Origin of the sequence: Caulobacter flavus, assembly GCF_003722335.1 — a bacterium.
GTDB lineage: Bacteria > Pseudomonadota > Alphaproteobacteria > Caulobacterales > Caulobacteraceae > Caulobacter > Caulobacter flavus.
Genome location: NZ_CP026100.1, coordinates 847369 through 866915, shown reverse-complemented (window position 1 = coordinate 866915; position 19547 = coordinate 847369). Strand labels below are relative to the sequence as shown.

The window sequence follows — 19547 nt, the reverse complement described above, 5'->3', positions numbered from 1 at the left end:
TGCGAACCGCAGGCGAGCCTCGAAGGACGCACAGATTATAACCCCGCCGGCGTCCACGCCCCGGCCACCAAGGCCAGGACCAGGATCGCGCCGGCCTGGGCGTTGGACTTGAAGATCCGCAGCGCGCCGGGGCCGTCGTCGACGCGGACGGCCACGGCCTGGCGCGACAGGTGCAGGGCGAACAGGCCCAGCAGCGGCAGGAACAGCGGGCCCAACCCGCCGACCCAGGCGGCGGCCAGGGCCAGGGCGAAGGCCAGGACGTAGAAGATCGCCACGCCTTCGCGGACCTTGGAGCCCAGGCGCCGGGTCGACGACTTCACCCCGGCCAGGGCGTCGTCCTCGATGTCCTGGATGGCGTAGATCGTGTCGTAGCCCAGGGTCCAGAAGATGCCCGAGGCGTAGAGCAGGGCGGCCGACCACGAGAGGGTGTGGGTCGCGGCGGCGTAGCCCAGGAGGGCGCCCCAGTTGAAGGTCAGGCCCAGCCACGCCTGCGGCCACCAGGTGATCCGCTTCATGAACGGATAGCCGGCCACCAGCACCAGCGAGGCGACGCCCAGGCCGATGGCGACCCAGCCCAGGCAGATCAGGATCAGGAAGCTGGTCAGGCTGCAGCCCACCAGGAACAGCCAGGCCTGCTTGACGGTGATCAGGCCGGCCGGGATCGGGCGCAGGGCCGTGCGGGCCACCTGGGCGTCGAAGTCGCGGTCGACGATGTCGTTGAAGGCGCAGCCGGCCGCCCGCATCAGCGCCGCCCCGACGAAGAAGGCGATCAGCAGCCAGGGATTGGGCAGCTGGCCCTTCTCGGCGGCGGCCAGGGCGATGCCCTGCCAGCCGGGCAGCATCAACAGCCAGATGCCGGCCGGCCGGTCGAAGCGTCCCAGCTTCAGCCATGGTCGCAAGGCGACCGGGGCGTAGCGGTCGACCCAGTTGGCGGCGGCGGCGTCGGGCAGGATGGCGGTCATGCGGCTTGGCTTAAACCGCCGCGCCCGCCGGGTCGAGCCGATGCGTCCTTCCAAGAACCACGTGATCGGCCGCGCTACCGTTCGATAGGATCTTCCGATCCTGATGAGAAAAACGATCAGTTGGATTTATCGAACGCCGCCCGCGACAGTGGCGCTACGACATTCGACGAGGGCGACATGACCAAGACCATCCTGACCACCACGGCCGGCGCGCCCGTCGCGGACAACCAGAACAGCCTGTCGGCCGGCCCGCGCGGGCCTCTGCTGATGCAGGACTACCAGCTGATCGAGAAGCTGGCGCACCAGAACCGCGAGCGCATTCCCGAGCGCGTGGTCCACGCCAAGGGCTCGGCCGCCTATGGCGTGCTGACCATCACCCACGACATCAGCGCCTGGACCAAGGCCAAGGCCCTGCAGCCGGGCGCGACGTCCGAGGTGCTGCTGCGCTTTTCCACCGTGGCCGGCGAGCGCGGCGCGGCCGACGCCGAGCGCGACGTGCGCGGCTTCGCCCTGAAGGTCTATACCGAAGAGGGCAACTGGGACCTGGTGGGCAACAACACGCCGGTGTTCTTCATCCGCGATCCGCTGAAGTTCCCTGACTTCATCCGCACCCAGAAGCGCCACCCGGTGTCGAACCTGCGCTCGCCGACGGCGATGTGGGATTTCTGGAGCCTGTCGCCCGAAAGCCTGCACCAGGTGACGATCCTGTTCTCGGATCGCGGCCTGCCGCAGGGCTATCGCCACATGCACGGCTTCGGCAGCCACACCTACAGCTTCGTCAACGCCGCCAACGAGCGTGTCTGGGTCAAGTTCCACTTCAAGTCCCAGCAGGGCGTCCGCACCTGGACCAACGAAGAGGGCAATGCGGTGATCGCGGGCGACCGCGAGAGCGCCCAGCGCGACCTGTTCGAGGCGATCGAAGGCGGCGACTACCCGCGCTGGACCCTGAGGGTGCAGATCATGACCGAGGCCCAGGCGCGGCAGACGGCGTTCGACCCCTTCGACCTGACGAAGGTGTGGCCGCATGCCGACTTCCCGCTGATCGAGGTCGGCGTGCTGGAGCTGAACCGCAACCCGGACAACTACTTCGCCGAGGTGGAGCAGAGCTCGTTCTCGCCGTCGAACATCGTGCCCGGGATCGGCTTCTCGCCCGACAAGGTGCTGCAGGGGCGGCTGTTCGCCTATGCCGACGCGCACCGCTACCGGGTGGGCACGCACTACGAGGCGCTGCCGGTCAACCGTCCGCGCTGCCCGGTGAACCACTACCACGCCGACGGCGCCATGCGCTTCGACGCGCCAAAGCGGACGGAGGCCTGGTACGAGCCCAGCAGCTTCGGCGGGCCGGTGGAGGCGCCTTCGGCCGCCGAGCCGCCGCTGCCGCTGCACGGCGACGCCGACCGCTTCGATCACCGCGCCGGCAATGACGACTACGCCCAGCCCGGCGCCCTGTTCCGGCTGATGAGCCCGGCCCAACAGGAAGCGTTGTTCGGCAACATCGCCGCGGCCATGCAGGGCGTGCCCGAGGCGATCGTGCGCCGCCAGCTGGTCCACTTCCATCGCGCCGACCCGGCCTATGCCGCGGGCGTCGCCCTAAGACTGGGGATCGCGTTCGACGCGGCTCCCATCGCCGCCGAGTAGACGCTCGCTCGGCGGCCCGAGGAGGACCGCCGCCCGCCCAGCCCCGGCGGTCCTCCTCGACCCCATGAAAGGAGACATCCGATGACCCGTCCCGATCCGACCTTGAGCCGTATTTCCGGCTGGAGCCTGCTGGCCCTGGGCCTGGCTGCCGGCGTCGTCCTGCCGCATCCGGCGACCACGGCCCTGTGGTCGGCGTCCGCCCGGGCGTTCCGCCGGGCCGGCGACGAGGCGATGGTGTCGCGCCTGCTGTCGGCGACGAAGTTCGGCCCGCGCATTCGCCGGGGCCTGAAGCGGCCGACGGCGGGGATGCTGTATTACGGACGGGCGGGGCTGGCTTGATCCGCTGCGCGGACCCCCTCAGTCGCTCCGCGACAGCTCCCCCAGCGGAGGAGATCCTCCCCCTCTGGGGGACTGTTGCGAAATTCGGAACGTCGAAGAACAGACCAGAATCTGTTCGAGAACAGTTCGGAATCAAAAGGGGAAAGTCGTTCTCGTTTTACCCCATTATGCAACGATCCCCCTCTGGGGGAGGTGGCCCGAAGGGCCGGAGGGGGGACGTTTTCAGCTTTCGAGACGTCGCGAGGTTCGCGTCACCTCCCCCACCGATCGCTTCGCGATCGCCTCCCCCACAGGGGGAGGTTCTATTTCGTTCAAAACCTCGGCCGAAAATCCCTTGGCGCCCACCCGAAATCCCTGACCGCGTCGGACGAGTCGAACGTCAGGTCCTGGCTCATCCGCGCGCCCATGGCCGCCGTGGCCCCCGGGAAGAACGGGCGGGCCAGGGTCAGCAGCAGGGAAAACAGCCAGGGCGGCAGGACCAGGATGGCCGGACGACGGCCCAGGCCCTCGAACACCCGGCGGGCCATCTCGCGATAGGGCAGGGTCTCACCGCCGACCAGGGCGTAGGCGCGGTCGAAGGCGGCGGGCGCGGCGGCCGCGGCGATGGCCCCGGCGGCCAGGTCGTCGGCGTGGACCGGCTGGCGCAGGCCCTGGCCGGCGCCCGACAGCGGCAGCACCTTGAAGCGGCGGATCAGCCCGGCCAGGCGGCTGACGTTTCCATCGCGGCCCTCGGCGTAGATCAGGGTCGGGCGCAGGATCGTCCAGGCCACGCCGTGCTCGGCGCAGAACGCCTCGACGGCGGCCTCCGCGTCGGCCAGGGCCTTGGCCACGGCGCGCTCGGACGCCTCGGGCGAGGCCTCCTTGGTGAAGCGGCTGGTCGAGGAGAAGGCCACCAGGCGCTTCATGCCCCGCGCCTTCAGCAGCGGCAGCACGGCCGGCAGCAGCCAGATGGGCGACAGCGAAAAGACCGTGGCCGCGCCGGGCAGCTGCTCGGCCAGGTCGTCGCTCTTGAGGTCGGCGTCGATCCAGCAGGCGTCGCCGCTCGCCGAGAAGCCGTAGGGCGGACGTCGCGACAGGCCCATGGGCTCGTGGCCGGCGGCCTGCAGCCGGTCCATCAGGAACGTGCCGATCAGGCTGGTGGCGCCCAGCACGAGGATCGGCGTCTTCAGGGTGTTTTCCGCGCTCATGGTCCCTCTATAGTCGCGGAAAGGAAGCTTCGCCCATGTCGATCATCTATGACGAGGTCCGCGCCTTCGCTCTGGCCCTGCCGCTGGTCGCCGACGGGACGTCCTACGGCTATCCCTGCCTCAAGGCGAACGGCAAGTTCCTGACCCGGCTTAAGGAGGACGGCGACACCCTGGTGCTGCCGGGCGTGCCGTTCGACGAGCGCGAGATGCTGGTCGAGGCCGCGCCCGAGGTCTTCTACGTCACCGACCACTACCGCAACTATCCGATCGTGCTGGCGCGGCTGTCGGCGGTGGAGGCCGGCACGGTCAAGCGCCTGCTCGAGCGACAATGGCGCGCCTGCGTGCCGAAAAAGGTGCTCAAGGCCCATGACGAACGGGGCGGGGCGCCTATATCCGGCTGACCAGATTTCCGGAGATTCCCATGTCGAACCCCACCCCCGGCGTCCGTTCGGGCGACGTCGCGATCCCCGCCATCGGCCTGGGCACCTACCAGCTGGAGAACGGTGTGGCCCAGACGGTGACCGAGAAGGCGCTGGAGCTCGGCTATCGCCACGTCGACACCGCCCAGATCTACGGCAACGAGCAGGACGTCGGCGCGGCCCTGGCGGCGACCGGCGTGCCGCGCGGCGAGATCTTCGTCACCACCAAGGTGTGGATCGACAAGTTCGCCGAGGGCGACCTGCAGCGCTCGGTCGACGAGAGCCTGAGGAAGCTGCGCGTCGACCAGGTGGACCTGCTGCTGCTGCACTGGCCCAAGCCCAAGCCGGCGCTGGCCGAGACCATCGCGGCGCTGAACGCGGTGAAGGCCGACGGCCGCGCGCGGGCGATCGGCCTGTCGAACTTCCCCTCGGCGCTGATGCAGGAGGCTGCCGCCCTGTCGGAGGCCCCGCTGGCCACCAACCAGGTCGAGTACCACCCCTATCTGTCGCAGAAGACCCTGCGGGCGACCGCCGACAAGCTGGGCGCCTCGATCACCGCCTGGTCGCCGCTGGCCCAGGGCAAGGTCGGCGATGACCCGGTGCTGAAGGCGATCGGCGACAAGTACGGCAAGGCCCCAGGCCAGGTGACCCTGCGCTGGCAGGTGCAGCAGGGCGTGGTCACCATCCCGCGCACCAAGAACCCCGCCCGCCTGGAAGAGAACTTCGCGATCTTCGACTTCGAACTGACGGATGAGGAGATGGCGCGGGTCTACGGCCTGGCCCGTCCCGACGGCCGGATCGGCGACTGGATCGACGCGGCGTTCAGGTGGGATGTGGAGTAAGGATGAAAGATGCTCCCCCTCTGGGGGAGCTGTCGCGAAGCGACTGAGGGGGATCCGGCCGCCGCGCCGGCCCCCTCCGGCCCGCTGGGCCACCTCCCCCAGAGGGGGAGGATCTGGATCTTCAAACAACAAAAAAGGGGCCGCTTTCGCGGCCCCTTCGTCGTTCTGGGATGACCCGGACCTTAGAGGTCCAGCAGCAGGCGCTGCGGGTCTTCCAGGGCTTCCTTGACCTTCACCAGGAAGGTCACGGCGCCGGCGCCGTCGACGACGCGGTGGTCGTACGAGAGGGCCAGGTACATCATCGGACGGATCTCGATCTTGCCGTTGACGACCATGGCGCGTTCCTTGATCGCGTGCATGCCCAGGATGCCCGACTGCGGCGCGTTCAGGATCGGGGTCGACATCAGCGAGCCGTAGATGCCGCCGTTGGTGATCGTGAAGGTGCCGCCCTGCATGTCCTCGATGGCCAGACCGCCGGTGCGGGCCTTCTTGCCGAGGTCGCCGATGGTCTTTTCGATCTCGGCCAGGTTCAGCACGTCGGCGTCACGGACGACCGGAACCACCAGGCCCTTGTCGGTGCCGACGGCGACGCCGATGTCGTAGTGGTTCTTGTAGATGACGTCCTGGCCGTCGATCTCGGCGTTGACGTCCGGGATCGCCTTCAGCGCGGCCACGACGGCCTTGGTGAAGAACGACATGAAGCCCAGCTTCACGCCGTGGCGCTTTTCGAACACGTCCTTGTACTGGGCGCGCAGGGCCATCACCGCGCTCATGTCGACCTCGTTGAAGGTCGTCAGCATGGCGGCGGTGTTCTGGGCTTCCTTCAGGCGGCGGGCGATCGTCTGACGCAGGCGCGTCATCTTCACGCGCTCTTCGCGCTCGTGCAGGGCGCGCGGCGCGGCCGGAGCGGCGGCCGGAGCCGGAGCGGCGGCGCGGGCTTCCAGGGCGGCCAGGGCGTCGCCCTTGGTCACGCGACCGTCCTTGCCGGTGCCGGCGACCTTCGACAGGTCCAGGCCCGTCTCAGCGGCGATGCGGGCCGGAGCCGGGCTGACCGGGGCGGCGGCCGGAGCGGCCGGAGCCGCGGCGGCGGGAGCCGGAGCCGGGGCGGGGGCCGGAGCAGCGGCCGGGGCCGGGGCCGGCGCGGCGGCGGCGGCCGGAGCGGCCGAGGCGGTCGCGCCTTCGGTCACCACGCCCAGGACCGTGCCCGGAACCACGGTGGCGCCTTCCTCGGCGCTGATCGCGGCCAGGACGCCGTCGGCCGGCGAGACGACTTCGAGGCTGACCTTGTCGGTTTCCAGCTCGACGAGCAGCTCGTCCTTCTTCACGGCCTCCCCGGCCTTCTTGGTCCAGCGGGCGACCGTCGCTTCGGTGACGGATTCGCCCAGGGCGGGGGTCATGATGTCGGCCATGTCAGGTTCCGATGTCTCTTTGATCTGGCGGTCGGGGTCTAAACGAACTTAGGCCGCCGCGCCTATCGAACAAGTCGAAGAGCGCGGCGGCTTGAAGGTTGGTGCTGTTAGGCGAAGGCTTCGGTGAGGAAGGCTTCGAGTTCCTTGAGGTGGCGGCTCATCAGGCCGGCGGCGGTCGAGGCGCTGGCCGGACGGCCGACGTAACGGGCGCGCTTGGCCTTGATGTCCATCTTGTCGAGGGTGAGCTCGATCCACGGATCGACGAAGGTCCAGCCGCCCATGTTCTTGGGCTCTTCCTGAACCCAGAGCAGCTCGGCGTTCTTGAAGCGGTTCAGCACGCCCATGACCGACTTCATCGGCCACGGATAGAACTGCTCCAGGCGCAGGATGTAGACGTCGTCGCGGCCGGACTTGGCGCGCTGGTCGATCAGGTCGAAGTAGACCTTGCCCGAGCACATGATGACGCGCTTGATCTGATCGTCGCTCTTCAGCGTGATCCCGCCGACGTCGCAGCCGGCTTCGGCGCCGTCCACCATCACGCGGTGGAAGGCGGTGCCCTCGGCCAGGTCCGACAGGTTCGAGACGGCGCGCTTGTGGCGCAGCAGGCTCTTGGGCGACATCACGATCAGCGGCTTGCGGTACTCACGGTGCATCTGGCGACGCAGGGCGTGGAAGTAGTTGGCCGGGGTGGTGCAGTTGACCACCTGCATGTTGTCTTCCGCGCACGACTGCAGGAAGCGCTCGAGGCGGGCCGAGCTGTGCTCGGGGCCCTGGCCTTCGTAGCCGTGCGGCAGCAGCATGACGAGACCCGACATGCGCAGCCACTTGCGCTCGCCCGAGCTGATGAACTGGTCGATCACCACCTGGGCGCCGTTCACGAAGTCGCCGAACTGGCCTTCCCACAGGGTCAGGGTGTTCGGGTCGGCCAGCGAGAAGCCGTACTCGAAGCCCAGCACCGCCTCTTCCGACAGGGCCGAGTCGATGACCTCGTAGTTGGCCTGGCCCGGACGGATGTTGTTCAGCGGCGTGTAGTGCTCTTCGGTCTTCTGGTCGATGACGTCGGAGTGGCGCTGGGTGAAGGTGCCGCGAACCGAGTCCTGGCCCGACAGGCGGACCGGGAAGCCTTCGTCGAGCAGGGTGGCGAAGGCCATGTGCTCGGCGGCGCCCCAGTCGAGGCCCTCGCCTTTGGTGAAGGCGTCACGACGGTTCTCGATCGCGCGGCGCACGGTCTTGTGGGCGTCGATGCGCTCGGGGATGGCCGTGATCTTGGCGGCCAGTTCCTGCAGCTTGGCGAGCGGCACGTCGGTCTTGCCGCGGCGCTCCTCGTCGCCCGGCTGGGCCAGGCCCTTCCACTTGCCGTCCAGCCAGTCGGCCTTGTTGGCCTTGTAGCTCTTGCCGGCCTCGAATTCCTTGTCGAGGAAGGTCTCGAACTCGCCGACCCAGGCGTCGGACTCGGCCTGGCTGATCTGGCCTTCGGCGATCAGGCGGTTGGCGTAAAGTTCGCGCGTCGAGGGGTGGCCCTTGATCTTCGCGTACATCAGCGGCGACGTCATGGTCGGATCGTCGCCTTCGTTGTGGCCGAAGCGACGGTAGCAGACCATGTCGATGACCACGTCCTTGCCGAACATCTGGCGATATTCGGTGGCGACCTTGGCCGCGAAGACCACGGCTTCGGGATCGTCGCCGTTCACGTGGAAGATCGGGGCCTCGACCATCAGGGCCATGTCGCTCGGGTAGGGCGAGCTGCGCGAGTAGCGCGGGCTGGTGGTGAAGCCGATCTGGTTGTTGACGATGAAGTGGATGGTGCCGCCCGTGCGGTAGCCCTTCAGGCCCGACAGGGTGAAGCACTCGGCCACCACGCCCTGGCCGGCGAAGGCCGCATCGCCGTGCAGCAGCAGCGGCAGCACGTGGCCGCGGCCGGCGTCCGGCTGTTCGCGCAGGGTGAAGGCCTGCTTGGCGCGGGCCTTGCCGATGACGACCGGGTTGACGATTTCCAGGTGCGACGGGTTGGCGGTGAGCGACAGGTGGACCTTGTTGTCGTCGAACTCACGGTCCGACGAGGCGCCCATGTGGTACTTCACGTCGCCCGAGCCCTCGACGTCCGAGGGGACCGACGAGCCGCCTTGGAATTCGTGGAAGATCACGTGGTAGGGCTTGCCCATCACGGCGGCCAGCACGTTCAGGCGGCCGCGGTGCGGCATGCCCAGGACGATGTCCTTCACGCCCAGCGAACCGCCGCGCTTGATGATCTGTTCCATGGCCGGGACCATGGCTTCGCCGCCGTCGAGGCCGAAGCGCTTGGTGCCGGGGAAACGCTTGTGCAGGAAGCGCTCGAAGCCTTCGGCCTCGATCAGCTTCTTGAGGATGGCGACCTTGCCTTCCTTGGTGAAGACGATTTCCTTGTCGCGGCCTTCGATGCGCTCCTGCAGCCAGGCCTTCTCGGCCGGGTCGGAGATGTGCATGTACTGGACGCCGACGTTGCCGCAGTAGGTGCGGCGCAGGATCGACAGGATCTCGCGGATCGTGGCGGTCTCCAGACCCAGCACGAAGTCGAGGAAGATGGGGCGGTCGTAGTCGGCTTCGGCGAAGCCGTAGGTGGCCGGATCCAGTTCGCTGGCGTCCTTGGCGGGGTCCAGGCCCAGCGGGTCGAGGTTGGCGGCGAGGTGGCCGCGCATCCGGTAGGCCCGGATCATCATGATGGCGCGCAGGCTGTCCAGCGTGGCGGCGCGGACGGCTTCGGCGGAGGCGCCGGGGGCCTTGCCCTCGACGGCCTTGGCGATCTTGGCTTCGACCGCGGGGGCGACGCTGGCCCACTGGCCGTCGAGCGCGGAGAGCCAGTCGGGACGGGCGCTAGGAACGCTCTTGGGCGTCCAGGCCGGGTCCTTGGCGGCGCGCTTGACCTGATCGGCCTGCTCGGCGAGCGAGGAGAAGAAGGCGTTCCAAGAGGGCTCGACCGATCCGGGGTTCTCCGCCCACTGGGCGTAGAGGTCCTCAACAAAGGCGGCGTTCGCGCCGTAGAGGAAGGAGGTCTCGGTCAAGACCTGATTGATGATGCCTGCGTCGTCCGCCATCGTCTTCGCCTCGAGGCCCGCCCGCCGAGGCCATCCGGCGGGATCACGAGCTCGTTTCAAACATGAAGCGCGACGACCGGTTGGCCGCTATCCATTTTCGGCCGCTGCGCTTCGGATCCGTTTACGGGACCGGTTTAGACACCGGTCCCGTAAATATAGTCTCTCAATCACCCGTCGCCCGCGCCGTGCGGCGGGGCCCAGGTGATTTTTTCGGATCGTCGACTGGCGGTCGCAAAAAACCTGGGCCCCGCGCTGGGCGGGGTTTCGGTAGTCTATTAGCCCTTGAGGACTTCGAGCAGGGTCTCGCCCAGCTTCGCCGGCGACGGCGAGACGCGGATGCCCGCTTCTTCCATCGCGGCGATCTTGTCCTCGGCGCCGCCCTTGCCGCCCGAGATGATGGCGCCGGCGTGACCCATGTGACGGCCGGGAGGAGCCGTGCGACCGGCGATGAAGCCGACCATGGGCTTCTTGCGGCCGCGCTTGGCTTCGTCCTTCAGGAACTGAGCCGCTTCTTCTTCGGCCGAGCCGCCGATTTCACCGATCATGACGATCGACTTGGTGGCTTCGTCGGCCAGGAACAGTTCCAGCACGTCGATGAACTCGGTGCCCTTGACCGGGTCGCCGCCGATGCCGACAGCCGTGGTTTGGCCCAGACCAGCGTTCGTGGTTTGGAAAACCGCTTCATAGGTCAGGGTGCCCGAACGCGACACGACGCCGACCGAGCCTTCCGAGAAGATCGAACCCGGCATGATGCCGATCTTGCACTGGTTCGGGGTCAGGACGCCCGGGCAGTTCGGGCCGATCAGGCGCGAACGCGAACCTTGCAGGGCCTTCTTCACCTTGACCATGTCCAGCACCGGGATGCCCTCGGTGATGCAGACGATCAGCGGGATCTCGGCGTCGATGGCTTCCAGGATCGAGTCGGCCGCGAAGGGCGGCGGGACGTAGATCACCGAGGCGTCGGCGCCGGTGGCTTCCTTGGCTTCGCCGACGGTGTCGAACACCGGCAGGCCGATGTGCGTCTGGCCGCCTTTGCCCGGGGTGACGCCGCCGACCATCTTGGTGCCGTAGGCGATGGCCTGTTCCGAGTGGAACGTGCCCTGGGCGCCGGTGAAGCCCTGGGTGATGACCTTGGTTTCAGAACCGATGAGGATCGACATGATTAGCGAGCACCCTTCACGGCCGCGACGATCTTTTCGGCGCCGTCAGACAGATCGTTGGCGGCGATGACGTTCAGGCCGCTTTCCGAGATGATTTTCTTACCCAGTTCGACGTTGGTGCCTTCGAGGCGAACGACGAGCGGAACCGACAGGCCGACTTCCTTCACGGCGGCGATGACGCCTTCCGCGATGATGTCGCAGCGCATGATGCCGCCGAAGATGTTGACCAGGATGCCCTTCACGGCCGGATCGGCGGTGATGATCTTGAAGGCCGCGGTGACCTTTTCCTTGGAAGCGCCGCCGCCGACATCGAGGAAGTTGGCCGGCTCGGCGCCGTACAGCTTGATGATGTCCATGGTGGCCATGGCCAGGCCAGCGCCGTTGACCATGCAGCCGATCTCGCCGTCGAGGGCGATGTAGGCCAGGTCGTACTTGCTGGCTTCGATTTCCTTGGGGTCTTCTTCGGTCTCGTCGCGCAGAGCGCGGATGTCCGGGTGACGGAACAGCGAGTTGCCGTCGAACGACAGCTTGGCGTCCAGGACGCGCAGGTGGTCGTCGGCGGTGACGATCAGCGGGTTGATCTCCAGCATCGCCATGTCCTTGGCCATGAAGGCCTCGAACAGCTGGTTCAGCAGGACGGCGGCTTCCTTGGCGAGGCCGCCGGTCAGGCCCAGGGCCTTGGCCAGCGCGCGCTGGTGGGTCGGCCACACGCCGGTCGCCGGATCGATGGTGAAGGTGTGGATCTTTTCCGGGGTCGAGGCGGCGACGTCCTCGATGTCCATGCCGCCTTCGGTCGAAGCCACGACCGAGACCTTGCTCGAGGCGCGGTCGACGAGGAGCGACAGGTAGAATTCCTTGGCGATCGCGGCGCCTTCCTCGATGTAGAGGCGGTTCACCTGCTTGCCCTTGGGGCCGGTCTGGTGCGTGACCAGCACGCGACCGAGCATTTCCTCGGCCGACGCCTTGACGTCTTCGACCGACTTGACGACGCGAACGCCGCCCTTGGCGTCGGGGCCGAGGCCCTCGAACTTACCCTTGCCGCGGCCGCCGGCGTGGATCTGGCTCTTCACGACGAAGACCGGACCGCCCAGCTTTTCAGCGGCGGCGACGGCTTCGTCGGCGGTGAACGCCGCGTAGCCGCGCGGGACGGGGGCGCCGAACTCCGCGAGGACGGCTTTGGCTTGATGCTCGTGAATGTTCATGAGGGGACCGGTCTTCCGCGACGGTTCTTGAATGTGGCGGCGTTATAGGAGCGTGATTTCGCAGGCGCAACCGCACTTGGACGATAAGGCGCCCCCATATTTTGGTTCCGTTGTCCGAACGGACAACGGCGCCGCCTTCCTGAGCCGAACGATCGAAAAGCCTGATCTTTTCGCAAATCGTCCACAGCCCCTGGCTGGCAAGGCGTTCGGGACCGGCTGGCGCCTCCGGTAACGATGTTACCGCTCACTCCAATCGCGAGCACGAGGGCGTTGTGCGCTGCGATTGTGCGGCGGCGGAGGCGGAAGCGGATTTGCCGCACTTCGTGACGAAGTATTGCTGCGGTCGTCGACCGTCGTGCGGCGAGTCTCGGAAAAACAACGACTTAAATACGAGGCGTTTTGTGCAAAACCGGGAAAACGAGGCAGAATATACTCGATGCGACGCCGTTGCTTGAAGGTATCAATCATTTATTGACCGTCGCGAAGCTTCTCCTTGCCTGACGCGTTCCGGGAAACCCCCGGTCGGCAACGGATAAAGCGCCCCATGTTCAATCGCTCGCAAGTCCAGGCCGCCGAGACCCTGGCGGCCCTCGACCGGTCGCTGGCGACCATCGAGTTCGACCCCAAGGGCCGGATCCTGACGGCGAACGAGAACTTCTGCACGGCCATGGGCTATGCCCTGACCGAGATCGTCGGCCAGCACCACAGCCTGTTCGTCGAGCCCGACTATGCGGCCAGCAGCGACTACGCGGCGTTCTGGGCCAAGCTTGGCCGCGGCGAGTTCGACGCCCGCGAGTACCTGCGGGTGGGCAAGGGCGGCCGCGAGGTCTGGATCCAGGCCTCGTACAATCCGATCCGCAACGCGCGCGGCGCGGTGACCCGGATCGTCAAGATCGCCACCGACATCACCGAGCAGAAGCGCCGCGCCGCCGAGCAGCACGGCAAGATGGAAGCCATCGGCCGCGCCCAGGCGGTGATCGAGTTCAACCCGGCCGGCGAGATCCTGACCGCCAACCAGAACTTCCTCGACGCGCTGGGCTATTCGCTGGGCGAGATCCAGGGCCGCCATCACCGGATGTTCGTCGAGCCGGCCGAGGCCAATGCGCCCGACTACGCCGCCTTCTGGGCCCGGCTGAACGCGGGCGAGTTCGTCGCCGCCGAGTTCAAGCGCCTGGGCAAGGGCGGCCGCGCGGTTTGGATCCAGGCCTCGTACAACCCGATCTTCGACCACCGGCGCCGCATCGCCAAGGTGGTGAAGTTCGCCACCGTGGTCACCGGCCGCGTCGACGCCGTCAACGCCATCGCCAGCGGCCTGGATCATCTGGCCCGCAACGACCTGACCTATCGCATCGACAAGCCGGTCGACCCGCAGTTCGCCAAGGTGCGCGACGACTTCAACAGCGCCATGTCGGCCCTGGACGGCGCCATGGGCGTGGTCGCCTCGGCCACCCAGAGCGTCGGGGCCGGCGCGCAGGAGATCTCGATCGCCGCCGACGAGCTGTCTCGCCGCACCGAGATCCAGGCCTCGAACCTGGAGGAGGCGGCCGCCGCCCTCGACCAGATCACCGCCACCGTCAATCGCGCGGCCGAAGGGGCTCGTGAAGTCTCGCAGGTGGCCTCGGCCGCCCGCGTCGACGCCACCCGCTCGGGCGAGATCGTCGGCGAGGCCGTCGCCGCCATGGGCGAGATCGAGGAAAGCTCGGGCAAGATCACCAGCATCATCGGGGTGATCGACGAGATCGCCTTCCAGACCAACCTGCTGGCGCTCAACGCCGGGGTGGAGGCCGCCCGGGCCGGCGACGCCGGCAAGGGCTTCGCGGTCGTGGCGTCGGAGGTGCGGGCCCTGGCCCAGCGCTCGGCCGAGGCGGCCAAGGAGATCAAGGCCCTGATCGCCAGGAGCACCTCGCAGGTCGGCCGCGGCGTGCGGCTGGTCGGCGAGACCGGCGAGGCCCTGGCCACCATCGTCGACAAGGTCGGCAGGATCGACGGCCTGATCCTCGAGATCGCCCAGTCCTCGCGCGAGCAGGCCACGGGCCTGTCGGAGGTCAACACCGCCGTCAACCGCATGGACGAGGTCACCCAGCGCAACTCGGCCATGGTCGAGGAAGCCACCGTCGCCTCGGCCAGCCTGAAGCTGGAGGCCGGCGAGCTGGCGCAACTGGTGTCACGTTTCGAGGTGAGCAGCAGCGGCGGGGTCGTGCAGGCCGCGAAGCGGCGGGCTTAGACCGGAACCTTCCCCCATATTGCCGAAACCTCTCCCATGGGGAGAGGGAGGGGCCCGCGCCGATAGGCGTGGGAGGGTGAGGGGGTAAATCGCCTGCGGTCCCATCACGTCTCAGTCACCGCCCCGTCCGGATAGGTCTCAACCCCTCACCCTCCCATGCTGCGCATGGGCCCCTCCCTCTCCCTCTGGGAGAGGTTTGATCTTTCTACTTCACCGCCACGGTCGCGCGGCGTTCCAGCTTGCCCCAGCCGACCCGGCCGCCGCGCACGGCGGTCAGCACCGATTTCACCACCACGTAGTACATCAGCTGGCGGTAGCCGAAGCGCTGCACCGGCAGGTAGGGCAGGTCGGCCCAGGGGGCGCGCTTCTCCAGGGCCATGCCCAGGGCGCCGGCCGACAGGTCCACCAGGATGAACACCGCCCAGTAGAGCAGGCCGCGCACCATGTCGTCGGGCCGCCATTCCAGCGGGTGGGCCAGCGCGGCGTAGAGGCCCGAGACCAGGCTCCAGACCGCGGCCAGGTCCACCAGAGGCGCGGCGACGGCCAGCAGGATCTGGAACAGCCAGATCTGCGGCAGGGCGACGAAGCCCAGCACCGGGGTCTTGGGATTGAACAGCGCCGCGCGGTGCTTCCACACGCACTGCAGGGTGCCGAACGACCAGCGGAAGCGCTGCTTGAGCAAGCCGGTCACCGTGTCGGGCGCCTCGGTATAGGCGCGGGCGGCCGGATCGAAGGCCACCTTCCAGCCGGCGCGCTGGCAGGCGATGGTCAGGTCCTGGTCCTCGGCCAGGGTGTCGGAAGGATAGCCGCCCAGGGCGTCGAGCACGCTCTTGCGCCAGGCCCCCACCGCGCCCGGCACCACGGTGACCGCGCCCAGCGCCGCCAGCGCCCGCCGCTCCAGGTTCTGGGCGGTCACGTATTCCAGCGCCTGCCAGCGGGTGACGATGTTGAGGCGGTTGCCGACGATGGCGTTGCCGGCCACGGCGCCGATCTTCGGGTCGGCGAACCAGCGGACCAGCCGGCCGATGGTCGACTTGGGGAACTGGGTGTCGGCGTCCAGGGCCACGACGTACTCGCCCCTGGCCACGGCCAGGCCCCGGTTGACGGCCCGCGCCTTGCCGCCGTTCTCGAACGACAGCAGCGTCACGCGCGGATCGCCCGCGAAGTGGTCGCGCACCTCCTGGGCCGTGCGGTCCTTGGAGCCGTCGTCGAGAACCAGCACCTCGATGTTCTTCCAGTCGCTCTCCAGGATCCGCGCCACCGAGGCGGCGATCACCTTCTCCTCGTTGAAGCAGGGGATCAGCACGCTGACCAGCGGGCCGGTCGCCGGGTCCAGGTCGCCTGGCGTGCGCTCGGTCGCCTTGTGGACCAGGGCCAGGCAGGCCAGGAACACCAGCCGCGCCACGCCCAGGGCAATGGCGGTGATGAAGAGGCCGACCAGCAGGGCGTTCAGTCCCCGGAAGAAGCCGAAGCCCAGGCGGTCCAGCGCCAGGCCCACCGGGTCGCGCTCGCTCTTGGGCATCACCTGCTCGGGGGTCATGCCGGCCAGCTCGCCGACGGTGACCAGCCGATAGCCGCGGGCGCGGATGCCGTCGATCAGGCCGGGCAGGGCCTTGATGGTGTTCTCGCGATTGCCGCCGGCGTCGTGCAGCAGCACCACCTGGCCGGGATTGGCGCCCGGATGGTCGAGGCGATCCAGCGCGCGGTCGATGATCACCTGGGGCGGCGGCTTCTGCCAGTCGTCGGTGTCGATCCGCAGGCCGACGATCAGGTAGCCCAGGGTCTGGGCGATCACCAGGGGATCGACCTCGCGCGGGGTCGAGGGCTCGGCGTCGCCGAAGAACGGCGGACGGAACAGGCGCATCGAGCGGCCGGTGACCACCTCGAACAATCGCTGGGTGGCGTTCAGCTCGACCTGGGTCTGGGGCAGCGGCGTCTCGCCGATGTTGGGGTGGGTCCAGGTGTGGCCGCCGACGTCATGGCCCTCGCGGATCTCGCGCGCCACCAGGGCCGGATGCTTCTGCATGTTCTGGCCGATGACGAAGAAGGTGGCCGGCGCGTTCTTGGCCTTGAGGATGTCGAGGATCTTCGGCGTCCAGCGCGGGTCGGGACCGTCGTCGAAGGTCAGCGCCACCAGGCCCGGCTTCTGGCCGTAGCGCTCGATGACGTAGGAGCTGGGCAGGACGTCGTAGGTCTCGCCCGAGATCAGGCCGGTGTCGGGATCGAACTCGAGCGATCGCTTGCCGGGCGTGGGCAGGGACGAGACGCGCAGCACCTCGCCGCCGCCGTCGAAGTCGACGCTCTGGCCGGCCGGGATGCGGGTCAGCGCCGCCGCCGTCCCCTTGCCGTAGGGCTGGCACAGCACGCTCCACACGCCCGGATCCTCGCCGCCCATGCGCCACAGGCCATAGCCGCGGGGCCGGAACGGATCGGTGGCCTTGATCTGGTTGAACAGGGTGGCAGCGTCGAGGAACCACACCACGTGCCTGTCGCCGTTGTCGGCGGCGTAGGCATAGGTGGGGTTCAGGGCGTCGTCGTCCATGCGGATGGCCGCGCCGGCGTCCTGGGCGTTGCGGATCGCCTCGTGGAAGGTGGCCGCGTCGCCGCTGGCCGCCGACCCGTCGGCCTTCAGCGTCCAGTCGTAGCCATAGGCGCCCAGGGCCAGCACGGTGCGGGCCGGGTCGAGCGCGGCGAAGCGCTTGTCGAGCTCGGCCTCGTACCAGTCCTGGCCGGCGTTGGGGCCGGGATCGCCGCCGCCGTAGTGCTGGTCGTAGGCCATCAGCACGATGGTGTCGGCCGACTGCTGCAGGCGCTTCAGCGGCCAGCCCTGCTCGTCGAACGGGGCGGTGACCCAGACCTCGCGGCCCGAGGCCTTGAAGGCCGCGCGGGCCTCGTCCAGCAGCAGCGGATAGTTGGCCAGACCCTTGGGCGACAGGGCCTCGAGGTCGAAGATGTAGCCGCCGAAGCCGCGGCGCTGGGCCAGGGCCGCCAGGTTGTCGATCAGCGCCTTGCGGGCGGCCGGATCGGCCAGCATGGCGTCGGCCATCGGGCCGTTGAACGCCGCATTGGCCGAGTTATGCACCAGCGGCAGGACGGTGGGATGGTTGGGCGCGGCGGCGATGCGGGCCGTGCCGACCGGATCGTCGTCGACCGAAATCTGGCCCTTGGGGCCGTTCATCGCCACCCACTGCGGAGAGACCACGTCCAGCTGGCCGATGTGGCGACGCAGGGACTCGCGGCTGTCCTCGTCCCAGGGCACGTAGAAGCCGACGCTGAGCGGCTTGGCCGCGCCGATGGCGGCGGGGGTCTTCGGGGCCGGAAGCCGTCGCCAGGCCGGGGGCTTGGCGGGCTTCAGGCGATGGACCGTCTCCTCGTGCAGGGCCGACAGCACGTGCGGGTCCTTCAGCGTCACCGCCGGCAGGTGCGGGGCGAAGGCCAGGGTGGCCAGGAAGCCGGCCACGAGCGCGGCTGCCAGCGACAGGGCTATGCCCGCCGCCAGGGTGAACCTGCGCCGACGCCTGCCGGTGGGATCATGGAAGATGTGCCGATCGTCGCCGCTCATCGCGCCGTGCCCCGTTCATACCGCTGATAACACGGTTTCGGCGGCGCAATGATCCTCGATCATGTCCGAACGGTGGCGCTTGGACGGCCTTGAAGCGTCTGCGACTTTTTGGCCGTGGACGCATACTCCATCCCGTCATTCCCGCCACAGGGGCGGGAATGACGGGTGTTGAGGAGATCCTCAGTCCACCCAGTCCTTTTCCAACCGCTTGCTGGCCAGGAAGAACAGGCCGGCCGCGACGAGGTAGAAGCCCATGCCGGTATAGATCGACCAGCGCAGCGACTCCGCGCCGAACATCGGCTTCAAGAGGTCGGAGACCAGGCCGAAATAGTAGATGCCGACGGCGATGCCGAGGAGGTTGTTGATCAGCAGGAACAGGGCCGAGGCGGTGGTGCGCATCGGGGCCGGGGCCAGGTGCTGGACGGCGGCGGTGATGGGGCCCAGCCACGCCAGGTTCAGGCCCGTGGGGATCAGGAAGATCAGGAAGGCGGCCGTCATGGCGCCGGTGCGGCCAAGGCCTCCGAACAGCGCGCCGCTGTTCATGGCCAGCAGGAAACAGGGCACCGAGATCAGGAAGGCGATGGCCGGGGTGATCGGATAGCCGGCCTTGGACTTGGCCCCCAGCTTGTCGGCCACCACGCCGCCCAGCCAGATGCCCAGCAGGCCGCCGAACAGGGCGATGCCGGCGTAGTACCAGGCGGTCTGCGACAGGGTGAGGCCCAGGCTCCGCATGAAGAAGCTGGGCAGCCAGGCGGCGACACCGTAGCCGCAGACCGACGAGGCGGCCGCGCCGAACGACAGCAGCCAGAACGACGGCTTGGCGACCAGCAGGCGCACCGCGTCGCCGAACGGCGGGGCGGGGGGCGGCGGCGCCGGCGGAGCGCCGACGGCGCGGTCGGCGCCCCCGCGCACGGGATCCTTGACGACGGCGCGGAAGATCGGGGCCAGCACCACGCCCAGCAGGCCCACGACGATGAAGGCCGTGCGCCAGCCGTAGGTCGCGGCCAGCAGCCCCCCGACCAGCGTGCCCAGGCCCGAGCCCAGCGGGATGCCGAAGGCGTAGGCGGCCAGAGCCCGCGCCCTCTGGGTCTTGGGGAAGTAGTCGGCGATCAGCGAATAGGCCGGGGCCACGCCGCCGGCCTCGCCGACGCCCACGCCCATGCGCGAGAAGAACAGCTGCCAGAACCCGCCGGCGAAGCCGCACAGGGCGGTGAAGCCGCTCCATACGGTGAGCGCGGCGGTCATGATCCACACGCGGCTGAAGCGGTCGGCCAGCCAGGCGATCGGGATGGCCAGGGTGGTGTACAGCAGGGCGAAGGCGAGGCCGCCCATCAGGCCGAACTGGCCGTCGGACAGGCCGAACTCGTCCTTGATCGGCTTGGCCAGGATCCCGAGGATCTGCCGGTCGAGGAAGTTCAGGGTGTAGACGAGGATCAGCGTCGCCAGCACCACGTAGCGATAGCTCGGGGCCGGCGCGGCCTCGTCAGGTTTGCGACCGTCGTCCATCGCCGTGCCCCCAGGGAATCAAACTT

13 protein-coding genes are annotated in these 19547 nt (G+C 68.5%); 5 read left to right on the top strand and 8 right to left on the bottom strand.

Translation table 11 applies throughout. From position 1 onward, the window contains the following. Nucleotides 1–35: 35 nt before the first annotated feature. Nucleotides 36–962, bottom strand: a complete 927-nt coding sequence (gene ubiA, locus C1707_RS04150; RefSeq protein ID WP_101711022.1) for a 4-hydroxybenzoate octaprenyltransferase — start codon at nt 960–962, stop codon at nt 36–38. 177 nt (nt 963–1139) lie between these two features. Between ubiA and C1707_RS04145 the strand changes: the two genes are divergently transcribed. Both C1707_RS04145 and C1707_RS04140 read left to right on the top strand, forming a co-directional pair. Further along, nucleotides 1140–2600: a catalase gene (locus C1707_RS04145; protein ID WP_101711023.1), complete on the top strand. Its 1461-nt coding sequence runs from the start codon at nt 1140–1142 to the stop codon at nt 2598–2600. Between the two features lie 81 nt (nt 2601–2681). After that, the gene (locus C1707_RS04140; protein ID WP_101711024.1) at nt 2682–2939 is read left to right on the top strand and encodes a hypothetical protein; all 258 of its coding nucleotides are present in this window, start codon (nt 2682–2684) and stop codon (nt 2937–2939) included. 311 nt (nt 2940–3250) lie between these two features. On the opposite strand, the gene C1707_RS04135 is transcribed toward C1707_RS04140, so the two are convergent. Beyond that, nucleotides 3251–4126, bottom strand: coding sequence for an NAD-dependent epimerase/dehydratase family protein (locus C1707_RS04135; RefSeq protein WP_101711025.1), 876 nt, complete (start codon nt 4124–4126; stop codon nt 3251–3253). A 35-nt stretch (nt 4127–4161) separates the two neighbouring features. On the opposite strand from C1707_RS04135, the gene C1707_RS04130 reads away from it, so the two are divergent. Both C1707_RS04130 and C1707_RS04125 read left to right on the top strand, forming a co-directional pair. Then, a complete protein-coding gene (locus tag C1707_RS04130) occupies nt 4162–4527 on the top strand; it encodes an MmcQ/YjbR family DNA-binding protein (RefSeq protein WP_101711026.1) in 366 nt (121 codons plus the stop codon). Between the two features lie 20 nt (nt 4528–4547). After that, nucleotides 4548–5387, top strand: a complete 840-nt coding sequence (locus C1707_RS04125; RefSeq protein WP_101711027.1) for an aldo/keto reductase — start codon at nt 4548–4550, stop codon at nt 5385–5387. Between the two features lie 182 nt (nt 5388–5569). Here the strand turns inward: C1707_RS04125 and odhB are convergent, their stop codons facing one another. From odhB to sucC, 4 genes are all read right to left on the bottom strand, one after another. Continuing rightward, nucleotides 5570–6796, bottom strand: a complete 1227-nt coding sequence (gene odhB, locus C1707_RS04120) for a 2-oxoglutarate dehydrogenase complex dihydrolipoyllysine-residue succinyltransferase (RefSeq protein ID WP_123170715.1) — start codon at nt 6794–6796, stop codon at nt 5570–5572. A 107-nt stretch (nt 6797–6903) separates the two neighbouring features. Next, on the bottom strand, nt 6904–9867 hold the full coding sequence (locus C1707_RS04115) for a 2-oxoglutarate dehydrogenase E1 component (RefSeq protein ID WP_101713615.1): 2964 nt from the start codon (nt 9865–9867) through the stop codon (nt 6904–6906). A gap of 275 nt (nt 9868–10142) precedes the next feature. Then, the gene (sucD, locus tag C1707_RS04110) at nt 10143–11027 is read right to left on the bottom strand and encodes a succinate--CoA ligase subunit alpha (RefSeq protein ID WP_101713616.1); all 885 of its coding nucleotides are present in this window, start codon (nt 11025–11027) and stop codon (nt 10143–10145) included. A 2-nt stretch (nt 11028–11029) separates the two neighbouring features. After that, the gene (sucC, locus tag C1707_RS04105) at nt 11030–12229 is read right to left on the bottom strand and encodes an ADP-forming succinate--CoA ligase subunit beta (protein ID WP_101713617.1); all 1200 of its coding nucleotides are present in this window, start codon (nt 12227–12229) and stop codon (nt 11030–11032) included. A gap of 544 nt (nt 12230–12773) precedes the next feature. Here sucC and C1707_RS04100 point away from each other — a divergent pair. Next, the gene (locus C1707_RS04100; RefSeq protein WP_101713618.1) at nt 12774–14453 is read left to right on the top strand and encodes a methyl-accepting chemotaxis protein; all 1680 of its coding nucleotides are present in this window, start codon (nt 12774–12776) and stop codon (nt 14451–14453) included. 205 nt (nt 14454–14658) lie between these two features. Here C1707_RS04100 and C1707_RS04095 read toward each other — a convergent pair whose 3' ends face one another. Both C1707_RS04095 and C1707_RS04090 read right to left on the bottom strand, forming a co-directional pair. Beyond that, nucleotides 14659–18015: a glycosyltransferase gene (locus C1707_RS04095; RefSeq protein ID WP_101713619.1), complete on the bottom strand. Its 3357-nt coding sequence runs from the start codon at nt 18013–18015 to the stop codon at nt 14659–14661. A gap of 180 nt (nt 18016–18195) precedes the next feature. Then, complete coding sequence (locus C1707_RS04090; protein WP_101713620.1) at nt 18196–19521, bottom strand: spinster family MFS transporter; 1326 nt, start codon at nt 19519–19521, stop codon at nt 18196–18198. Between the last annotated feature and the right edge of the window lie 26 nt (nt 19522–19547).